General features: G+C 72.1%; 16 protein-coding genes. 7 read left to right on the top strand and 9 right to left on the bottom strand.

Features of this window, described 5'->3' with window-relative positions:
• The first annotated feature begins 400 nt into the window (after window positions 1–400).
• Window positions 401–1072, top strand: a complete 672-nt coding sequence (locus ACGFR7_RS13960; protein ID WP_393317720.1) for a M23 family metallopeptidase — start codon at window positions 401–403, stop codon at window positions 1070–1072.
• Here ACGFR7_RS13960 and ACGFR7_RS13955 read toward each other — a convergent pair.
• Window positions 1054–1665, bottom strand: a complete 612-nt coding sequence (locus tag ACGFR7_RS13955) for a TetR/AcrR family transcriptional regulator (protein WP_393317717.1) — start codon at window positions 1663–1665, stop codon at window positions 1054–1056. The two genes, ACGFR7_RS13960 and ACGFR7_RS13955, sit on opposite strands and share 19 nt — an antisense overlap.
• 142 nt (window positions 1666–1807) lie before the next feature.
• Here ACGFR7_RS13955 and ACGFR7_RS13950 point away from each other — a divergent pair, with 142 nt between their 5' ends.
• Window positions 1808–3442 (top strand): MDR family MFS transporter, encoded by a 1635-nt coding sequence (locus ACGFR7_RS13950; protein ID WP_393317714.1) that lies wholly within the window; start codon window positions 1808–1810, stop codon window positions 3440–3442.
• A 389-nt stretch (window positions 3443–3831) separates the two neighbouring features.
• Here the strand turns inward: ACGFR7_RS13950 and cseC are convergent, their stop codons facing one another.
• From cseC to ACGFR7_RS13925, 5 genes are all read right to left on the bottom strand, one after another.
• Window positions 3832–5136, bottom strand: a complete 1305-nt coding sequence (cseC, locus tag ACGFR7_RS13945; protein WP_393317711.1) for a two-component system sensor histidine kinase CseC — start codon at window positions 5134–5136, stop codon at window positions 3832–3834.
• An 8-nt stretch (window positions 5137–5144) separates the two neighbouring features.
• Window positions 5145–5855, bottom strand: coding sequence for a two-component system response regulator CseB (cseB, locus tag ACGFR7_RS13940; RefSeq protein ID WP_393317708.1), 711 nt, complete (start codon window positions 5853–5855; stop codon window positions 5145–5147).
• Between the two features lie 9 nt (window positions 5856–5864).
• Window positions 5865–6506, bottom strand: coding sequence for a hypothetical protein (locus ACGFR7_RS13935; RefSeq protein ID WP_393317705.1), 642 nt, complete (start codon window positions 6504–6506; stop codon window positions 5865–5867).
• A gap of 228 nt (window positions 6507–6734) precedes the next feature.
• Entirely contained in the window at window positions 6735–7340 is a 606-nt protein-coding gene (locus ACGFR7_RS13930; RefSeq protein ID WP_371127190.1) for a SigE family RNA polymerase sigma factor, read from the bottom strand.
• Window positions 7341–7765: 425 nt separating this feature from the next.
• On the bottom strand, window positions 7766–8725 hold the full coding sequence (locus ACGFR7_RS13925; protein ID WP_393317702.1) for an A/G-specific adenine glycosylase: 960 nt from the start codon (window positions 8723–8725) through the stop codon (window positions 7766–7768).
• Between the two features lie 226 nt (window positions 8726–8951).
• On the opposite strand from ACGFR7_RS13925, the gene ACGFR7_RS13920 reads away from it, so the two are divergent.
• The 3 genes from ACGFR7_RS13920 to ACGFR7_RS13910 all read left to right on the top strand — a co-directional run bounded on the left by ACGFR7_RS13920 (window position 8952) and on the right by ACGFR7_RS13910 (window position 11925).
• On the top strand, window positions 8952–9482 hold the full coding sequence (locus ACGFR7_RS13920) for a pyridoxamine 5'-phosphate oxidase (protein WP_393317699.1): 531 nt from the start codon (window positions 8952–8954) through the stop codon (window positions 9480–9482).
• Window positions 9483–9820: 338 nt separating this feature from the next.
• A complete protein-coding gene (locus ACGFR7_RS13915) occupies window positions 9821–10648 on the top strand; it encodes a hypothetical protein (protein ID WP_393317697.1) in 828 nt (275 codons plus the stop codon).
• 284 nt (window positions 10649–10932) lie between these two features.
• Complete coding sequence (locus ACGFR7_RS13910; RefSeq protein ID WP_393317694.1) at window positions 10933–11925, top strand: NAD-dependent epimerase/dehydratase family protein; 993 nt, start codon at window positions 10933–10935, stop codon at window positions 11923–11925.
• 59 nt (window positions 11926–11984) lie between these two features.
• Here ACGFR7_RS13910 and disA read toward each other — a convergent pair whose 3' ends face one another.
• Together disA and radA are read right to left on the bottom strand one after the other, a co-directional pair.
• Window positions 11985–13109, bottom strand: coding sequence for a DNA integrity scanning diadenylate cyclase DisA (gene disA / locus ACGFR7_RS13905; RefSeq protein WP_393317691.1), 1125 nt, complete (start codon window positions 13107–13109; stop codon window positions 11985–11987).
• Window positions 13110–13233: 124 nt separating this feature from the next.
• A complete protein-coding gene (gene radA, locus ACGFR7_RS13900; protein ID WP_393317688.1) occupies window positions 13234–14646 on the bottom strand; it encodes a DNA repair protein RadA in 1413 nt (470 codons plus the stop codon).
• Between the two features lie 269 nt (window positions 14647–14915).
• Between radA and ACGFR7_RS13895 the strand changes: the two genes are divergently transcribed.
• Window positions 14916–16769 (top strand): sigma-70 family RNA polymerase sigma factor, encoded by a 1854-nt coding sequence (locus ACGFR7_RS13895; protein WP_393317686.1) that lies wholly within the window; start codon window positions 14916–14918, stop codon window positions 16767–16769.
• A 72-nt stretch (window positions 16770–16841) separates the two neighbouring features.
• Here the strand turns inward: ACGFR7_RS13895 and ACGFR7_RS13890 are convergent, their stop codons facing one another.
• Window positions 16842–17747 (bottom strand): hypothetical protein, encoded by a 906-nt coding sequence (locus ACGFR7_RS13890; protein WP_393317683.1) that lies wholly within the window; start codon window positions 17745–17747, stop codon window positions 16842–16844.
• Between the two features lie 75 nt (window positions 17748–17822).
• Between ACGFR7_RS13890 and ACGFR7_RS13885 the strand changes: the two genes are divergently transcribed.
• Window positions 17823–18749, top strand: a complete 927-nt coding sequence (locus tag ACGFR7_RS13885; protein ID WP_393317680.1) for a Ppx/GppA family phosphatase — start codon at window positions 17823–17825, stop codon at window positions 18747–18749.
• The last annotated feature ends 108 nt before the right edge of the window (window positions 18750–18857 follow it).

Below are 18857 nucleotides of genomic sequence, written 5' to 3'. Positions count from 1 at the left end.
AAAGGGGATGGATCTTGGTTATCGGTGACATGGCACACAGCCGAATTGAGGCCTACTAAAAGAATTAGGGGAAACGGGCGGCGGAGTGGCAGGGGTGAAGGCGCCGAGAAGGGCGGGGCGCGGGGGATGGGTGGGGCGAGGCGTGCGTCGCCCGTGCGACATATGGCGAAAACCCCTGTTCAAGTGGCGTGTGGCGGACCTGGGGAGCACGGCAAGATGTCCGTATTTGGGGCTTTCGTGCAGAGTTCGGGAGGGCTTGCAAGGGCCTCGCTCACTCGGCTCCTGGTACGGGCCGGGTTAGTAGAAAGGCCCCTTGGCGGGGCGGCAAAGGCGGGTTACCAAGGAATGGCGATCCCGGTCCGCAGCCGGGTAACCAATCAATTCACTGGAGGAAACCCGCATGTCCAAGTTTGCTGCTCTCCGCAACGCGAAGAAGTCCGCTCTGCGCAATCGCGTCGCCGTTGTCGCCGCCGGTGTCGGTGTTACCGCCGCGCTGGGTGCCGGTATTGCGACCGCCGCCGACGCGGGTCTGCAGAACCTCACCTCGGGTGTCGGTTCGGCCGTGACCGCGCAGGCCGACGCGCAGGCGAAGTCCGCGGCCGCCGCGAAGGCCGCCGCCGTCAAGGCCAAGCAGGACGCGGCCAAGTCGGCCGACGCCTGGGTCAAGCCGGTCGACAAGTACACCCTGGGCGAGCCCTTCGGCATCGCCGGCAGCCACTGGTCGCACAAGCACAGTGGTCAGGACTTCGTCGTGCCGACCGGCACCGCGGTCAAGGCCGTCCACAAGGGCACCGTCGTCAAGGCCGGCCCCTGGGGTGGCGGCGACGGCCCGGCGTACGGCAACGCCATCGTGATCCAGCACGAGAACGGCACGTACACCCAGTACGCGCACCTGTCACAGATACAGGTCCGGGTCGGCCAGCGGGTCGGCGCCGGCCAGCAGATCGGCCTGTCCGGCAGCACGGGTAACTCCACCGGTCCCCACCTGCACTTCGAGGTCCGCACCGGCCCCAACTACGGGACGGGCGTCGAGCCGACCGGATTCCTGCGGGCTCACGGCGACGCCGTCTGAGCTGAGTCCGGCCGGGCTGGCCGGCGGTTCGGCGGGTTTGCCGCCGTGACCAGTTCTGTGGCGACCTCGAGGATGGCCTTGCGCTTCTCCTCGGGGTCGCCCTCCACGTGCTGCATCGCGAACATGCCCGCATGCATGGAGAACAGCGCCGTGATGCAGCGCACCTGATCCGTCAGCTCCGATTCGGGCTCCTTGAGGAGGCCGAAGAGGGTCAGCATGCGCGATTTGAACGTCTCTCCGATGCTCAGATCGCGCACCGCCGCCTGGTTCTCCTGCATGAAGCGGTACAGGGGCTCGCCCGAGCGCAGCGACTCGCTGTAGCGGCGGATCAGCTCCTGCTTGGTCTCCAGGGTGCGCGGCTGCTCCTCGGCCCAGGCGATCAGCTCGTCGATGGGCCGGCCCAGGTCCTGGAACAGGCTGATGACGATGTCTTCCTTGGTCTTGAAGTGGTAGTAGAGCGCTGCCTTCGTGACTTCCAGCTTTTCGGCGATCTCGCGCAGTGACGTCTTGTCGTAGCCCTGTTCGGAGAACAGCTCCAGAGCGACGTTCTGGATGCGCTGGCGGGTGTTTCCCCTGCGCGCCTGTGTGCTCATGCTGCTCTCCTGCGTCGTCGGTACTGGTCAGAGGGCTGCCCCGTGGGGTGCCAGGGAAACTTACTTGACGCCCGGCTAGTTGCCCGCCTACCTTCTCTCACTGTACTGAACTAGCCGGGCGGCAAGTAAGTAGGAGTGAGTGATGGGGAAGTCGCAGCGTGCGACCCCGACGGGGGACGGACGGATGGCGGACCGGTCGGGGAGACCGGACGCGCTGCAGGAGACCGGCTCGGGCAAGCAGCCCGCCGGCGTACGGATGGTGCTCTTCGCACTGATGATCGCGATGCTGCTCGCGATGCTGGACAACATGATCGTCGGCACCGCGATGCCGACCATCGTCGGTGAACTGGGCGGGATGGACCACCTGGCCTGGGTCGTCACCGCCTACACGCTCGCCACCGCGGCCTCAACGCCGATCTGGGGCAAGCTCGGCGACATGTACGGACGCAAGGGCGTCTTCCTGTCGTCCATCGTGCTCTTCCTGATCGGCTCCGCGCTGTCCGGCATGGCGCAGGACATGGGGCAGCTGATCGGCTTCCGCGCCGTGCAGGGCCTGGGCGCGGGCGGTCTGATGGTCGGCGTCATGGCGATCATCGGCGATCTGATTCCGCCGCGGGAGCGCGGCAAGTACCAGGGCATGATGGCCGGTGTCATGGCCGTCGCCATGGTTGGCGGACCACTGGTCGGCGGCAGCATCACCGACCACCTCGGCTGGCGCTGGAGCTTCTACATCAACCTGCCGCTCGGTGCGATCGCGCTGGTCATGGTGACCGCGGTGCTGCATCTGCCGAAGAAGCGGTCGCAGACCCGGATCGACTACGTCGGCGCCGCGCTGCTCACCCTCGGCATCACCTCGCTGGTGCTGATCACCACCTGGGGCGGCACCGAGTACGACTGGCTGTCCGGCCAGATCATCGGCCTCGGGATCCTCGGCGTGGTCGCGCTCGCCCTCTTCCTGGTGGTGGAGCGCAAGGTCAAGGAGCCGGTGCTGCCGCTGCACATCTTCCGCAACGGCAACTTCTCGCTGATCACGCTGATCGGCTTCCTGGTCGGCTTCGTGATGTTCGGGTCGATGACCTTCCTGCCGCTGTTCCAGCAGACCGTGCAGGGCGCCTCGGCCACCAACTCCGGTCTCCTGCTGCTGCCGCTGATGGGCGGGCTGCTGGTCGTCTCGCTGATCGCGGGCCGGGTCACCACGCAGACCGGCAAGTACAAGATCTTCGTGGTCGGCGGCAGCGCGCTGCTCACCGTGGGCCTGGTGCTGCTGTCCCTGATGGACGTCGCAACGACCCGCTTCACCTCCAGCCTCTACATGGTCGTGCTGGGCGCCGGTATGGGCTTCCTGATGCAGACCACGATGCTGATCGCGCAGAACAGCGTCGAGATGAAGGACATGGGCGTCGGCTCGTCCTCGGCCACCCTCTTCCGCACGATCGGCGGCTCCTTCGGCGTCGCGATCTTCGGTGCGATCTTCACCCACCAGGTGCAGACGACGATGGTCGAGCGGATCGGCAAGGCCGGCGAGAAGATGACCAGCGGCGGCGCCCAGATGGACCCGAAGGGGCTCGCCAAGCTCCCCCCGATGATCAAGGACGCCTACGCGCATGCGGTGGCCTCCGGCACGCATCACGTTTTCCTCTGGGGCGCGGCGATCAGCATCGTCGGCTTCGCGGCGGCGTGGTTCCTCAAGGAGGTTCCCCTCCGCGGTGGGCCGGCCAAGCCGGCCGAGTCCACGGCGGCACCGGCGGACCGGGTGCCGGTCGCCGAGGCCGTCTGATTCCCCGCACCGGCTCCTCCGGCCCGTCCCTCCCCCGTGAGTGAGTGAATGTGAGTGGGGGCGGACCACCCAGGTCCGCCCCCACCGGCCTTTTCCCACCCCTCAACGGGAGGGGACGGGCCGGAGCGGGTGGGTGTCCGGACGTCAAGCGAAGCAGTCCGGACACCCACCCGCGCAGGTCCGTCACCGCACCCCGACAGCCCCGCGCACCGGACCGGCCCGCCGTCAGGCGCAACGGGCGGGGAGAGCCGATACCCGGGGCGGAGGCAGAGCGCAGCGGACGGGCTCGCCGTCAGGCGCAACGGCGGGAGAGCCGATACCCGGGGCGGAGGCAGAGCGCAGAGGACCGGCCCGCCGCCAGGCGCAACGGCGGGAGAGCCGACAACCGACTACCGCTCCGGAAGATGTAGCACCGGGAAGCTCCCCGTACTCGTCGGCGCGTTCTCCGGTAGCCAGAGGAGGGAGACGGCGCCCGTCGAGCCGTCGGTGAGGTCATCGGCGTTGCGGAAGGTGAGACGGGCGCCCAGGACGCGGGCCTGGCCGGCCGCGATGGTCAGGCCCAGGCCGTGGCCGCGGCCGGCCCGGTCGCTGCTGCCGGTGCGGAAGCGGCTGGGGCCCTCGCGCAGCAGCGCCTCGGGGAAGCCCGTGCCGTGATCGCGGACCCGCAGGACCCGCCCCTCGACGGTGACCTCGACCGGCGGCTTGCCGTGGCGGGCGGCGTTGGCGATCAGATTGCCGAGGATCCGCTCCAGCCGGCGCGGGTCGGTGGTGACCTCGGCTTCCCGTACGACCTCGACGGTGATCCCCGGGTCGAGGGCGCGCACCCGCCGGGAGACGAACTCGCCGAGCACGACGTCCTGCAGCTCGGCGCGCTCCGCATGGCCGTCGAGCCGGGCCACTTCCAGGACGTCCTCGACGAGGGTGCGCAGGGCCTGCGCCCGGTCGCGGACGAGTTCCGAGGGGCGGCCGGGCGGCAGCAGTTCGGCGGCGGTCAGCAGGCCGGTGACCGGGGTGCGCAGCTCGTGGGCGATATCGGCGGTGACCCGTCGCTCGGCCTCGATGCGCTCCTGGAGGGCGTCCGACATGGCGTCCACGGCGAAGGCCAGGTCGTCGGTCTCGTCGCGTACCCGTCCGCTGCCGACCTCGTCGCGGATCCGGACCGCGGTGTCGCCCTCCGCGAGCTTTCCGGCCGCCGCGGCCGCCTTGCGCAGCCGCTTGGAGAGCCGCCCGCCGACCAGCACTCCCAGCGCACAGCCGCCGACCACCACCGCGGTCGACCCGATGACCAGGGCCTGGTCGAGGTCGTCGAGGACGGCGAACCGGTCGGGGAAACGGTCGTGCATGGACAGCACCCGGTTGTTGCTGAGCGGTGAGGCCGCCCACACATCGGGGGCGGTCTGCCCGGTGTCCTGGAGGTAGGTGGCGCGCTTGTTCTTGGCGACCTCGTCGCGCAGTGCCTCCGGCAGCTCCGGGTCGTCGATCTTCGCGCCGAACTGCAGCCGGTTGGTGGAGAGGAAGATCTTCTGCGTGAAGTTGAGCCGCTCGATCTGCACATCCCGGCTGTTGTCGAGCATGGAGTGGCGGGCGGCATTGTGTACGACAAGGCTCAGCGCGATCGCGACCAGCGCTCCCACGAGCGCGATCGCGGCGCTGAGCTTCCATCTCAGCCCCGTGCGCAGGGCAAGCCTGACCACCGGCGGTGTCAGCCTCTCAGTTTGTAGCCGAAGCCGCGGACCGTCTCGATCCGGTCCTGACCGATCTTGCCGCGCAGCCGCTGGACATGGACGTCCACCACCCGGGTGTCACCACCCCAGCCGTAGTCCCAGACCCGCTCCAGCAGCCGGTCGCGCGAGAGGACCGTACCCGGTGCGTTGGAGAACTCCAGCAGCAGGCGCATCTCGGTCGGCGTGAGAGCGACGTTCTCGCCGCCCTTGCGCACCTCCATGCCCTCGGTGTCGACCTCCAGATCACCGAAGCGCAGCACCGTCTCGGCGGCGTCGGCCGGATCCGTCGCCGCGGCGCCGGCCCGGTCCGGGCCGCTCGCGTGGCCGAAGCGGCGCAGGACGGCGCGGATCCGGGCGACCAGCACCGCACCGTCGAACGGCTTGGTGACGTAGTCGTCCGCACCGGCCTCCAGGCCGAGCACCACGTCGATCGAGTCGGCGCGCGCCGACAGCATGATCACGGGGACCGTCGACTCATCGCGGATCCGCCGGCACAGGCTGACGCCGTCGAGTCCCGGCACCATCACATCGAGCAGGGCGATATCGGGGCGGTCGGCGCGGAACGCCTCCAGGCCCGCCAGCCCGTCGGGCATCGCGGTGACCACGAACCCGTCCCGTTCCAGGGCGAGCTGGGTGGCCTCGCGGATCACGTCGTCGTCCTCGACGAAGAGCACATGGGTCTCGGCCATGCGGTTGTCTCAACCCTCCGTTCCCGTGCCGTCGTCCGGCGTGGCGGCGTCGGCGGTGGTCTTGCTGTAGTCGGTGTGATACGGACGGCCGCGCTCGCGGAAGGTTCCGTCCTTCCAGTGGTACGTCATCACGTCCTCACCGGAGGGGCAGCACACCTTGTCGCCCGCGGCGTAGGTCTGCTTGGAGACCTCCAGGTCGCCCTTGTTCACCCCGGCGTAGACCGACGGCTGTTCATTGCCGTACACGGTGTCATACCCGTCCGGCGCGCCGCTGTGCTTGCGGAAAACATACGCGCCGATGCCGACGGAATCCGCGCAGGTCATGACATTGACGATGACATCGGGGGAGGTGCCGCCGGTGAGCGTCGCATAGGTCACCTCGACCGGGTACTCGTCCCCGGCGCACGGCTTGGCCAGCGACTTCTTCACGTCCGGGCCGACCTTCGGGGCGTCCTTGAGCAGCTTGACGGCGTCGACCTTCTTGTAGCGGGCGGTCGGGGAAGCGCTGGGCGTGGTGTGCACGGCGCCCTTGGGCGCGGGGGTGGTGCCCGCCGACCCCTCGCTGCGCACGCCTTCGCCCCCCGGATTGCATCCGGCCAGCAAAAGGCCGACGGCGGCCACTCCCGCCGTGGCCGCGCCGCCCTTGGTCAACCCGACCCTGGTCAACCTGTTCCTGGTCAATCCGCTCCCGCTCACCGTGCTGCTCGCACAGCTGCCGATGCCGCTGCTGTTCCTGAGGTGATTGTCGCGCGTCGGGCTGTGAGCCGTAAGGCGGCCGGCGCTGTGTCCGTATTCATCGGTAAAGGCGCGCTTCGTCTTGTGCGTGGGGTGATGTCGGGTCTCCTGCCCGGGGGCCCGCGGTGTGCCGTGTGCCGCCGTTCAGGCCGCGCACCGCTCCCGCCCCCGCTCGCCACGCTCCAGCATCCGCGCGTCGATGTCACGCATCTGCAGCTCCTGGCGCAGCCGGGCCAGCGCACGGTGCAGCGTGCTCTTGACCGTTCCCGTGGACATGCCGAGCGCCGCCGCGGTCTCCTCCGTGCTCATCTGCTCCCAGTGCCGCAGCACGACGACGCTGCGCTGCTTGGGAGCCAGCACCCCGAGGATGTCCATCAGCAGGGCGCGGTCGGCGCGCTGCTCGGTGCCGTCGTCCACGCTCGCGTCCGGAAGCTGCTCGGTGGGCACCTCTTCCAGCTTGCGGGCCCGCCACCACTCGGTCCGCGTGTTGATCATGACGCGGCGGAGGTAGGCGTCGGCCAGCGACTTGTCCGCGATGCCGTCCCAGCGGCCGTAGGTGCGCACCAGCGCGGTCTGCAGCAGGTCCTGTGCGTCGACCGGGTCGGGCACCAGGCGCCGGGCGCTCCGCAGCAGAGCCTCCTGCCGCGTACGAACGTACTCTTCGAAGTCCAGTACCTTGCCGCCGCTGGTCGCCATTCCGACGCCTCCGATCCGCTTGCGTTTCCCCACGTTGACCGTGCTGGCGGTCATCTCCAGCACGAGGAAGACGCTACGGAGGGGGTGTTGCGGCGTAATGTGCGTCGGCCCCACAGCGAGTGCACGGAAAACACTCGGTTGTGTAACAGCCCGCCAGGGGTCATACCTCGGACGGACGGCGGCCCCCTGCACGTCATACTCCGGGGGGAGAAGCACCCCCGCCGGAAGGCCTATCGGCCACGACGCGGCGGAAATCGAGGAGGCGGAGGGTCTCCTTCCGGTCGCATCAGGGGCACTTTCCGGTCATCCGACGCGAAAGATGACACGGGGTCAGCCGGCACCACCGGACGCGCCGGCGCCACCGGACGCGCCGGCACCACCGGACGCGCCGGCGCCACCGGACGCGGAAGGGCGCGGCCGCCGAAGTGACCGCGCCCTTCTCTTCTCTTACAGGTTCTCCCGTACGGATGACGGCCGCGCTACGTGAGCGGCAACCGATAGCGGCCACCGCCCAGCGGCTCCACCAAACCGTCCGAGACCAGGCCGTCCAGTGCCCGGGCCCGCTGCACCGGCTCGTCCCACACCGCGTCCAGCGCCTGCTGCGGCACCGGCGTGACCGCCTCGCGCAGGACGGCGAGCAGCTTGCCGCGCACCTGGCGGTCGGTACCGGCGTACGTCTGGGTGCGACGCGCCGGGCCGTCGTGCGCCGGGGACCCGGCCAGCCGCCAGGTGCACTGCGCGGCGATCGGGCAGCGCCCGCAGTCCGGAGCACGCGCCGTGCACAGCAGCGCACCCAGCTCCATCGTGGCCGCCGCCCAGCGCGCCGCCAGGTTCTCGTCCTCGGGCAGCAGCTGGCGGGCGAGCTTGCGCTCCGCCGCGGTGGTGGCGTTCGGCGGGAACTGGCGGCCGGCCACCGCGCGGGCGAACACCCGGCGCACATTGGTGTCCAGCACGGCGTGCCGCTGCCCGTACGCGAACGAGGCAACCGCGGCGGCGGTGTACTCGCCGACGCCGGGCAGCGCCAGCAACTGGCTGTGCTCGCGCGGTACGTCGCCGCCGTGCCGCTCCTGTATGGCGGAGGCGGCGGCGTGCAGCCGCAGGGCACGGCGCGGATAACCGAGCCGGCCCCAGGCCCGGACCGCCTCGCCCGGCGCCTCGGCGGCCAGGTCGGCGGGGCGCGGCCAGCGGGCCAGCCACTGCTCGTAGACCGGCAGCACTCTGCTGACCGGGGTCTGCTGCAGCATGAACTCGCTCACCATCACGCCCCAGGCGCCCGCCTCGGGGCGGCGCCAGGGCAGATCGCGGGCGTGCTCGTCGAACCAGTCGGTGACCGGGCCGTGCAGCGCGGTCCCGTCGGCGGCTCCCGCGGCCGCGTCGGCGGCGGAAGCGTTCTCGGTGGCGGCGGTCGTGGCAGTGGTGGTGACAGGCGTCGAAGTCATGGCACCGCCGATCCTGGCACGTCCGGGGTCGCCCGGGAAACGCACCGGGCCCGCCCCGCCGCGCGCCCACCCGCACGCAGGACGGCCGGGGGCGCACGGGTGGCGGTTACCGGCGGTATGACGACAGTCCGGCGGCCACTGGAGTCCGGCGGCGACCGGAGTCCGGCGGCCACCGGAGCGGGGGCCCGGCGCGCGCCGGCCGGCCGGGGCGGGTGAGGATGCGGTCATGGCGGAGACGAGCGGTGCACAGGACAGCGGCGGTACGGGCGGGTCGCCCTGCCCGGAGACGATCCGGCGGGCGCTCGCGGCGCACACGACGATGACGCTGGCGTACGCGGACGAGGACGGGCCGGGCGCCTGCGCGGTGCTCTACGCGACGGACCCGGAGGGCGGCGGGGCGTCCGGCGGGGCGGGCGGCGGGCCCGCGCTGTATTTCGTCACCGCGACCACCACGCGGCACGGGCGCGCGCTGGCGGCGCCCGGCGCCCGGGCTGCCTTCACGGCGCAGCGGGACGGCCAGGAGTGGAGCGGGCTGACGGGGCTTCAGGGGTGGGGCGACTGCCGCCCCCTGACCGGCGCCGAGCGGGCCGCGGGCTGGCAGGTCTACCTGGCCCGCTTCCCCTTCGTCGCCGGGAGTGAGCGGCTGCGCGACGCCCTGGAGCGCACCACCCTGTGGGAGCTGCGCCCCGACTGGCTGCGGCTGATCGACAACGGGCAGGGCTTCGGGCACAAGGAGGAGTGGCGGCCGGGTCCCTGAGGCCGGGGTGCCGGCCTGCGCCGGCTCCGCTCCGCCGGCCCGCCGGAACGCGTATCCGCCCGGATGCGCATCTGTCCGAACGCACATCCGAACGCGCATCTGAAGGCACATCTGACGGACGGCGGACGGCGGACGGCGGACGGCGGACGGCGAGGCGGATCGGCCCCGGCGGCCGACCGGGAGCCGTCTGTGAGGTGATCGGGAGCCGCCTCCGGGCCGGTCCGGAGCTCTCTCCGGCGCGACCGGGGGGTCACCTCCGGGCCGATCATGCGAAAAGTTGCAGTGGGAAGCGGCGGGTACTGGCCTGTGCGGCGGCCGATCTCTCGTAGAGTTTCCGCGTGGGATCACTGCGCAATCCGATCGGGCCGCTTCCGTCCTCCATCTACTGGCGACGGAGGGCCGTTGCGCTGGCCATCGTCGTACTGCTCGCCTTGCTTGTCGTGTGGGCCCTCAACTGGGGCGGCATCGGCGGCAAAAGCGACGACGAGGGCAAGGGGCCCCACGGCAGCGGGCCCGCGACGTCCATCACCCCGGGACCCTCCCACAGCGGGCCGGTGAACGGCCAAAAGCCGGGCGGGCGCGATGAGTCGGGCAGCGGCGGGGGCTCGGGCCCGGGTTCCGGCGGCGGCTCGGGCTCCGCGGGCGGCGACGGAGACGCGTCCAACGGTGACTCCGGTGCCGGCTTCGGCGGTTCGGGTTCCGTGCCCGACGGGCCGATCGGCCAGGGCTCCGGCAAGAACGCCGTCGAGGCCGGCTCCTCGCTTCCCAACTGTGTATCCGGCAAGGCCGAGTTGGTGCTGCACAGCGTCAAGAAGTCCTATGCGCCGGACGCCAAGCCGAAGTTCGAGCTGACGGTCAAGAACGCGGCCGGTGCCGCCTGCAAGGTGGATCTCGGACAGAAGGCCGCGGTGCTCACCATCACCGACACCGCGGGCGACGACCGGGTATGGGCCTCGAACGACTGCCCGTCGGGCACCCGGCCCGCGCTGCTGCAGGTTCCGGCCAAGGGGTCGGTGAAGCGCACCATCGTGTGGGACCGCCGGGCCAGTGGTCCGCAGTGCGAAACGTTGAGCCCGGCCACGGTGCCGGCCGGCAAGTACCTGATCGAGGCCAAGGTGCCGGGGCTGGAAGCGGTTCATACGTCGTTCGTGCTGGCCGAGGACTGAGGTCAGGGTCTTAAGCCAAGGGCTTGGGCCCCGGGCTGAGGCCGGGAAGAGCCGGCCCGCGCACCGCCGTGATTCTGCCCGTACGTGTCCCCGCTCCGCCCGTACGCGCTCCCGCTCCGCCCGCAGGTGTTCTCGCTCCGCCCGTACGTGTCCCCGCTCCGCCCATAAGTGCCTTCGTGCCTTCGTGCCTTCGTGATTCGTGCCTTCGCGTCTTCCGCCCGTAGCGGTTTCGCCGGGAGCGAGACTCGGTGTCGCTGGCCGTGCCGTCCGGGAGAGTCACCGTCATGAAGCTACTGATGCTGGGCGGGACGGAGTTCGTGGGGCGGGCGGTCACCGAGGTGGCGCTGGCACGTGGCTGGGAGGTCACGGTGTTCCACCGTGGGAATCACGCGCCGCCGGAGGGCGCGACGGCGCTGCACGGTGACCGTGCGGACGCGGCAGGGCTCGCGGCCCTGGAAAAGGGCGAGTGGGATGCCGTCGTCGATACCTGGAGCGGTGCGCCGTCGGTGGTCCGGGACAGCGCGCGGCTGCTGGCCGGGCGGGCGGGGGCGTATGCCTATGTCTCCAGCAGCTCGGTGTACGCCTTCCCGCCCACGGGCCGGTTCGATGAGGGGGCGCCGCTGGTGACGGGCTTCGCCGATGCCACCGGTGCCGAGGACTATGCACAGGCCAAGCGGGGCGGTGAGCTGGCCGCGGCCGAGGCGTTCGGGGACCGGGCGCTGCTGGTGCGTGCGGGGCTGATTCTCGGGCCGTACGAGAACGTGGGGCGGCTGCCGTGGTGGCTGGGGCGGATCGCCCGCGGCGGCCCGGTCCTGGCGCCGGGGCCGCGGGGGATGGAGCTGCAGTACATCGACGTCCGTGACCTGGCCGAGTGGACGGCCGAGGCCCTGCAGGCCGGGCTCGGCGGGCCGTACAACCTGGTGAGCGAGCCCGGGCACGCCACCATGGGCGAGCTGCTGGAGAGTTGTGTGAAGGTCACCGGCTCGGACGCGGAGCTGCGCTGGACCGCTCCGGAGGACATCCTCGCCGCCGGTATCGAGCCCTGGACCGAGCTGCCGGTCTGGCTGGCGCCCGGTGAGCTGAGGGACGCGGTCTTCGGCCGCGAGGTGTCCAAGGCCCTGGCGTCCGGGCTGCGTTGCCGTCCTGTCGCGGAAACCGTCGCCGGCACCTGGGCCTGGCTGCGGGCCACCGGCGGGGTGGCACCGCAGCGCCCGGACCGCCCCGCACTCGGCCTGGACCCGGCGAAGGAGGCGGTGGCTCTGGGGCGGGCCGGCTGACCCCTGGTCGGTGAACGACGGTGGAGACAGGTCCCGGGGCGGGACTTTGCGGACACGACCTAGACGTACCGCTCCAGGATCGACGACTCCGCCAGTCGTGACAGGCCCTCGCGGACCGAGCGGGCGCGGGCCTCGCCGACGCCGTCGACCGTCTGAAGGTCGTCAACACTGGCGGCGAGCAGCTTCTGCAGACCGCCGAAGTGGTCGACGAGGCGGTCGATGACCGTGCCGGGCAGCCGGGGGACCTTCGCCAGCAGGCGGAAGCCGCGCGGGAAGACCGCGGAGTCCAGCGTCTCGGGGGCTCCGCTGTAGCCCAGTGCACGGGCCACGGTGGGGAGTTCGAGCAGTTCGGTGTGGCTGAGCGCGTCCAGCTCGGCGAGCGCTTCGACGACCGTGCGGGAGCGCTTGGCGGTCGGCTGGGGGACATAGTCGCGGACGACGAGCTCCCGCTCCGGCTCCACGCCGGCGATCAGTTCCTCCAGCTGGAGGGCGAGCAGCCGGCCGTCCGTGCCGAGCTCGACGACGTACTCGGCGATTTCCGTGGCGATCCGGCGGACCATCTCCAGGCGCTGGGCGACCGCGGTGACATCGCGGACCGTCACCAAGTCCTCGATCTCCAGGGCGGAGAGGGTGCCGGCGACCTCGTCCAGGCGCAGCTTGTAGCGCTCCAGGGTGGCCAGTGCCTGATTGGCGCGGGAGAGGATCGCGGCCGACTCCTCCAGGACGCGGCGCTCGCCGTCCACGTAGAGGGCGATCAGGCGCATCGACTGGCTGACGGAGACGACCGGGAACCCGGCCTGGATCGAGACGCGCTGGGCGGTGCGGTGGCGGGTGCCGGTCTCCTCCGTGGGGATGGAGGCGTCCGGGACCAGCTGGACGCCGGCCCGCAGGATTTTGCTGATGTCCTTGTCGAGGACCAGCGCCCCGTCGAGCTTGCACAGTTCGCGCAGCCGCGTGGCGGTGAACTCGACATCCAGGACAAATCCGCCGGTACACATGGATTCGACGGTCTTGTCGAAGCCCAGCACGATCAGCCCGCCCGTATTGCCGCGGAGGATGCGCTCCAGGCCGTCGCGCAGGGCGGTACCGGGCGCGACGGCGCTCAGCGTGGCGCGCATCAGGCTCTCGGTGCCGGAGCTTCCACCGGACCTGCCGGAAGTCGATGCCCGGTCGTTGGCTGCCACTGCACTCCTCCGTCGCAAGGTCTGTCGGTCCGCAGGCCGCCCGGCCCAAGCTGTGTTGACGTACCAGCGGAGCGTACGTGGCCGACAGGCAATTCTGCGGTGACGGGCGAGACCAGGGCAAAGTCTACCGGCGTGCGCCCTCTTCCTGTGGGGCCTCCCGGCGCACTCGCTTGGGCAGGACGCTGAGGGCCGCTCCGACGTCGGCGACCTCCAGCACCCGCATTCCGTCGGGGATCTTGCCGGGGTCGGAGGGGACCAGGGCGTGGGTGAAGCCGAGGCGGGCCGCTTCGGACAGCCGCCGCTGGACGCCGGTGACCCGTCTGACCTCGCCCGCGAGGCCCACCTCGCCGATGGCGACGAGGTTCTTGGGGAGCGGGGTGTCGCTGGCGGCGCTGGCGAGGGCGAGGGCGACGGCGAGGTCGGCGGCGGGCTCGGTCAGCTTCACCCCGCCGACCGTCGCGCTGTAGATGTCGCGCTTGCCCAGGGCGCTGATCCGGCCGCGCTGTTCCAGTACGGCGAGCATCATCGAGACCCGGGAGGTCTCCAGCCCGGAGGTGGTGCGCCGGGGGGAGGGGATCTGGGAGTCGACGGTGAGCGCCTGGACCTCGGCGACCAGGGGGCGGCGGCCCTCCAGGGTCACCGTCAGGCACGTACCGGGCACGGGTTCGGTACGGCGGGTGAGGAAGAGGCCGGAGGGGTCGGCGAGACCGGTGATGCCCTCGTCGTGGAGCTCGAAGCAGCCGACCTCGTCGGTGGTGCCGTAGCGGTTCTTGACGCCGCGGACCAGGCGCAGCCGGGCATGCCGGTCGCCCTCGAAGTGCAGGACGACATCGACGAGATGTTCCAGCAGGCGCGGCCCGGCGATGGCGCCGTCCTTGGTGACATGGCCGACCAGGAGGGTGGACATACCGCGTTCCTTGGACGCCCGGATCAGTGCGCCGGCCACCTCGCGGACCTGGGCCATACCGCCGGGGGCGCCCTCGATCTCGGGGGAGGCGACGGTCTGCACGGAGTCGAGGATCAGCAGCGAGGGCTTGACCGTGTCGAGGTGGCCGAGGACGGCGGAGAGGTCGGTTTCGGCGGCCAGGTACAGATGGTCGTCGAGGGCGCCGATGCGGTCGGCGCGCAGCCGCACCTGGCTCGCGGATTCCTCGCCGGTGACGTAGAGGGTGCGGTGGGCGTCGGAGGCGGCCTTGGCGGCGACGTCCAGCAGCAGGGTGGACTTGCCGACGCCGGGCTCGCCGGCCAGCAGCACGACCGCGCCGGGGACCAGCCCGCCGCCCAGGACGCGGTCCAGCTCGGGCACGCCCGTCGAGCGGGCGGTGGCCTGCGTGCCGTCGATCTGGCCGATGGGCAGGGCCGCGGTGGTGACCCGGCCGGGTGCGGTCGTGCGCACCGCGGGGGCGCCGCCGAACTCCTCGACCGTGCCCCACGCCTGGCATTCGGGGCAGCGGCCGAGCCATTTCGCCGTGGTCCAGCCGCACTCCGTACAGCGGTAGGAGGGGCGCTCCTTGCCCGAGGATTTACGCGTTGCCATGGGGTCACCGTAGCGGCGGGCTCTGACAACGCCCGCCCGAGCCCTCGCCCGGGCCTTTCAGGAGCGGGGCCCTCGGACGGGAGATGCCGGTTGCGGCAGGGGCGGCTCCCTCACCGGCGGTTGCGCCGCCCGGGTGGCGCAGACGGAGTGCACCCGCGGTGTAAAGGGCCATTCGTGTCCTCTTTTGAGGGAGATGGTCACCCGTAAGGGTTAAAAGTGTCCAACGCGAGCAAGACCGGCTGCATCATCCGCCTACCGTCGCCGGGGTGATGAGCAGCAGGCCCGAGCACCCCACGCACTCCACCGGCGCACACCGGTCGCGCGGCGACGGCCGGCGCCGGAGCCGGCCGGAGCCGTCCGAGCGGCCCGGCCCGGACGCCGCACCCACCCCGGACAAGCGTCCCGACGGCTACGAGCCTTATCTGGACGGGCTGTTCACCTACTGCCTGTCGGTGCTGTGCGAACACGACGCGGCGACCGCAGTGCTCGGCGAGATGCTTGCGCTCGCCGAGCGGCACCACGGCAGGCGGCCCGCCGACCGGGGCCGGTACCGCTCCTGGCTCTATGCGCTGGCCCGCTGGGCCTGTCTGCGCCGGCTCGCCGAACGGACCGGCCCGGCCGCCAAGGCACCGGCCCCGACAGCCGCCACCGGCACCACCGCGACCGCCTCCACCGCGACCGCCTCCACCGCCACAGCCGCAGTCACCGGCCCGGCCGTAGCCCCGGGCCCGGCCGCCGCCGAAGCCGGCCGCCGGCAGCGTGAACTCGCCGCGCTGGCCTGGCCGGAGGCCGCCGGCACCACCCCCGGGCAGCGCGAGGCACTGGAGCTCTCGGTACGCCATCAGCTGTCCGCCGACGAGGTCGCCGCGGTGCTCGGCGCCGACCCGATCGCCACCCGCGCGCTGCTGGCCACCGCCTCCTGCGAGGTGGAGCGGACCCGGGCGGCACTGACCGTCGTCGAGTCCGGCCGCTGCCGCGAGGTGGCGCAGCTGGCCGGGGACACCCAGATGCTGCTGGGCGCGGCCCTGAGCCGGGAGCTGGTGCGCCATGTCGACGACTGCGCCGAGTGCCGGCGGACCGCCGAGCGGGCCACCGCCCCGGGGACCTGGCCGGGCACCGCGCCGGTGCCCCGGGGGGCGCTGCCACTGGTCGCCGCGCCCCGCGAGGCCGTGCTCGGCGCGCTGGCGGCGGCCCGGCGCGCCAAGTCGGGCCGCGCGGAGGGCGTGGCCGGTGCGGGACGCGGCGGCCGGACGGGTGGGGCAAACGGTTCTCCTCGCTATGACCGCAACGGATTTCCCGTCGGCCCCCCGACCGACCGGGTGGCCCGCCGGCGCAGGCTCCGCGGCCGCGCGCTGACCACCACCGTGGTCGCCACGGTGGTCGCGGCGCCCGTGCTGGCCCTGTGGGCGGCCTACCACGGCAGCCCCGTCAGCGATGAGGCGGCGGACGCCTCGCCCTCGGTGACGGCCAGCGAGACCGGCACCGGGGAACGGCTGAGCGGCCGCCCGTACGAGAACGCCGGCAACGCCCGGACGACGCCCGATCCCGGCTTCCGGGCGGGCGACGGGACGCCCGATGTGTCCGTCGAGGTGACCGGCGCGGACGGCAGCCCGCAGCGGCCGGGCGAGCCGGGCAGCCGCGCGGAGTCGGGCCCCGGCCGGCTGACGGTCGCCGCGCAGCCCAGCGGCCGGACCACGGTGATCACGCTCACGGCCGCGGGCCGGGCTCCGGTGCGCTGGCGGGCTTCGGTGGGCGCTGCCTGGCTGCAGCTGAGTCATACGGCGGGCTCGCTGCGGCCGGGCGAGACCACCACGATCACGGTCGATATCGACCACGACCGGGAGCCCGCGGGCCACTGGCGCGCCAGGATCGCCATCGAGCCGGGGGGCACCGCCGTGACGATGAAGGGCCATGGCGTGACCGGTCCCGTCCCCGGCCCGCAGCGTCCGACGCCGGCGAAGCCGAAGCCCAAGCCGACGCCGCGCCCGTCGCATCCGGCGCCGACACCCACGCCGGCCCCGACGTCCCCGGCGCCCACCCCCACGCCTCCGTCGCCGACCACCGGGCCGACCGGCCCCGACCCGTCCTCGACCCCGTCGAACACGACCCGCCCCGCCCGCTGAGCGCACCGGGGCTCGGCGCACCGGGCCCGGGCGCACCGGGACCGCGTCGGCCCGGACGGCCCCGACGCGCGCCTACTTCTGCTTCTTCTTCTGCTTCTCCTCGTGTTTCTCCGACTTCTGGGAGGGCTTCGGGGGCCGCGGATCCGCCGGGTGCGGCGCCATCGGCAGCGTCGCCGCCAGCCGCTCCTCGCACAGCGCGGCGAGCTTGGCGTAGCCCTTCTTGCCCATCAGCTCGGTCAGCTCCGGCTTGTACGAGACGTACACCGGGTCGCCCGCACCGTGCGCCGAGGTCGCGGAGGTGCACCACCAGTGCAGGTCGTGGCCGCCGGGGCCCCAGCCGCGCCGGTCGTACTCGCCGATCGTCACCTGCAGGACGCGGGTGTCGTCCGGCCGGTCGATCCAGTCGTAGGTGCGCCGGACCGGCAGCTGCCAGCAGACGTCCGGCTTGGTCTCCAGGGGCTCGCGGCCCTCGCGCAGCGCGAGGATGTGCAGGGAGCAGCCCGCGCCGGCCGGGAAGCCGGGGCGGTTCTGGAAGATGCAGGAGCCCTCCCAGCGCCGGGTCTGCCGGTCGCCGTCCTCGTCCTCCTGGACCCAGCCGGTCTGGGTGCCGACGTCGTGGTGCTGCCACACGTCGGGCGTGAGCCGTGCCACGTGCTCGGCCACCCGCTTCTCGTCGTCCTCGTCCGAGAAGTGCGCGCCGAGCGTGCAGCAGCCGTCGTCCGCCCGGCCGGCCTCGATGCCCTGGCAGCCGCTGCCGAAGATGCAGGTCCAGCGGGAGGTCAGCCAGGTCAGGTCGCAGCGGAAGATTTGTTCGTCGTCGGCCGGGTCCGGGAAGGCGACCCAGGCGCGGGCGAAGTCGAGGCCGACCTCGTCGGCCGGGGCCTGCTTCGGGGACCGTGCCCCCTCAGTCGCCTGAGAGTGCCGCTTTTCTTCCTTGGTGAGCGCTTTTTCGTGCTTCGCCTTTTTCGTCTTTGCCACGACTCCAGCCTAAGGCGCATCACGGTGCGGACCGCGCCGACAGGAGTGAGGGGTCCGCGCAGTAGGTTTCCCCGTATGAGACTCGGTGTCCTCGATGTGGGTTCGAATACGGTCCATCTGCTCGTGGTGGACGCACACCCGGGCGCGCGCCCGCTGCCCGCCTATTCGCACAAGGCGGAGCTGCGCCTTGCCGAACTCCTCGACGAGGCGGGCGCGATAAGCGATGCGGGGGTGGAGCGGCTGGTGGCCACCGTCCACGAAGCGCTCCAGGTGGCCGAGGACAAGGGCGTCGAGAGCGTGCTGCCGTTCGCCACCTCGGCGGTCCGCGAGGCCACCAACGGCGAGGACGTGCTGCGCCGGGTCGCCCTGGAGACCGAGGTCGAGCTGCAGGTGCTGTCCGGCGAGGACGAGGCGCGGCTCACCTTTCTCGCCGCCCGCAGGTGGCTGGGCTGGTCGGCCGGCCGGCTGCTGGTGCTGGACATCGGCGGCGGCTCGCTGGAGGTCGCCTACGGCCTGGACGAGGACCCGGACGTGGCGGTGTCGCTGCCGCTGGGCGCCGGCCGGCTGACCGCGGGCGACCTGCCCGGCGACCCGCCGGAGGCCGAAGACGTCCGGACGCTGCGCCGCCGGGTGCGCGCCGAGATCGCCAAGGTGGTGAGCGAGTTCAGCCGCCACGGCACTCCCGACCGGGTCGTCGGCACCTCCAAGACCTTCCGGCAGCTGGCCCGGATCGCGGGCGCCGCGCGCTCGGCGGAGGGCCTGTACGTCCAGCGGGAGCTGACCCGGAAGAAGCTGGAGGAGTGGGTGCCGCGGCTGGCCGGGATGTCGGCGGAGGAACGGGTCACGCTGCCCGGGGTGTCCGAGGGGCGCTCGCGGCAGCTGCTCGCCGGGGCGCTGGTCGCCGAGGCGGCGATGGACCTCTTCGGGGTCGAGACGCTGGAGATCTGCCCGTGGGCGCTGCGCGAGGGCGTCATTCTGCGGCGGCTGGACCACTTGCCGTAGGGCCTGCGCCACGGGGCCTGCGCCCCGGACCCGGCCACGGGGCCTGCCGCTGGGCCCCGTCTCGCCGGTTCTCCCTGGTTCTGGCCTGTTCTCCCCGGTTCTCCCGGG

The organism is Streptomyces sp. NPDC048516 (assembly GCF_043199875.1).
Taxonomy (GTDB): Bacteria; Actinomycetota; Actinomycetes; order Streptomycetales; family Streptomycetaceae; genus Streptomyces.
Note: the sequence above shows the minus strand (reverse complement) of the source record. Positions and strands in the feature narration are given on the sequence as shown.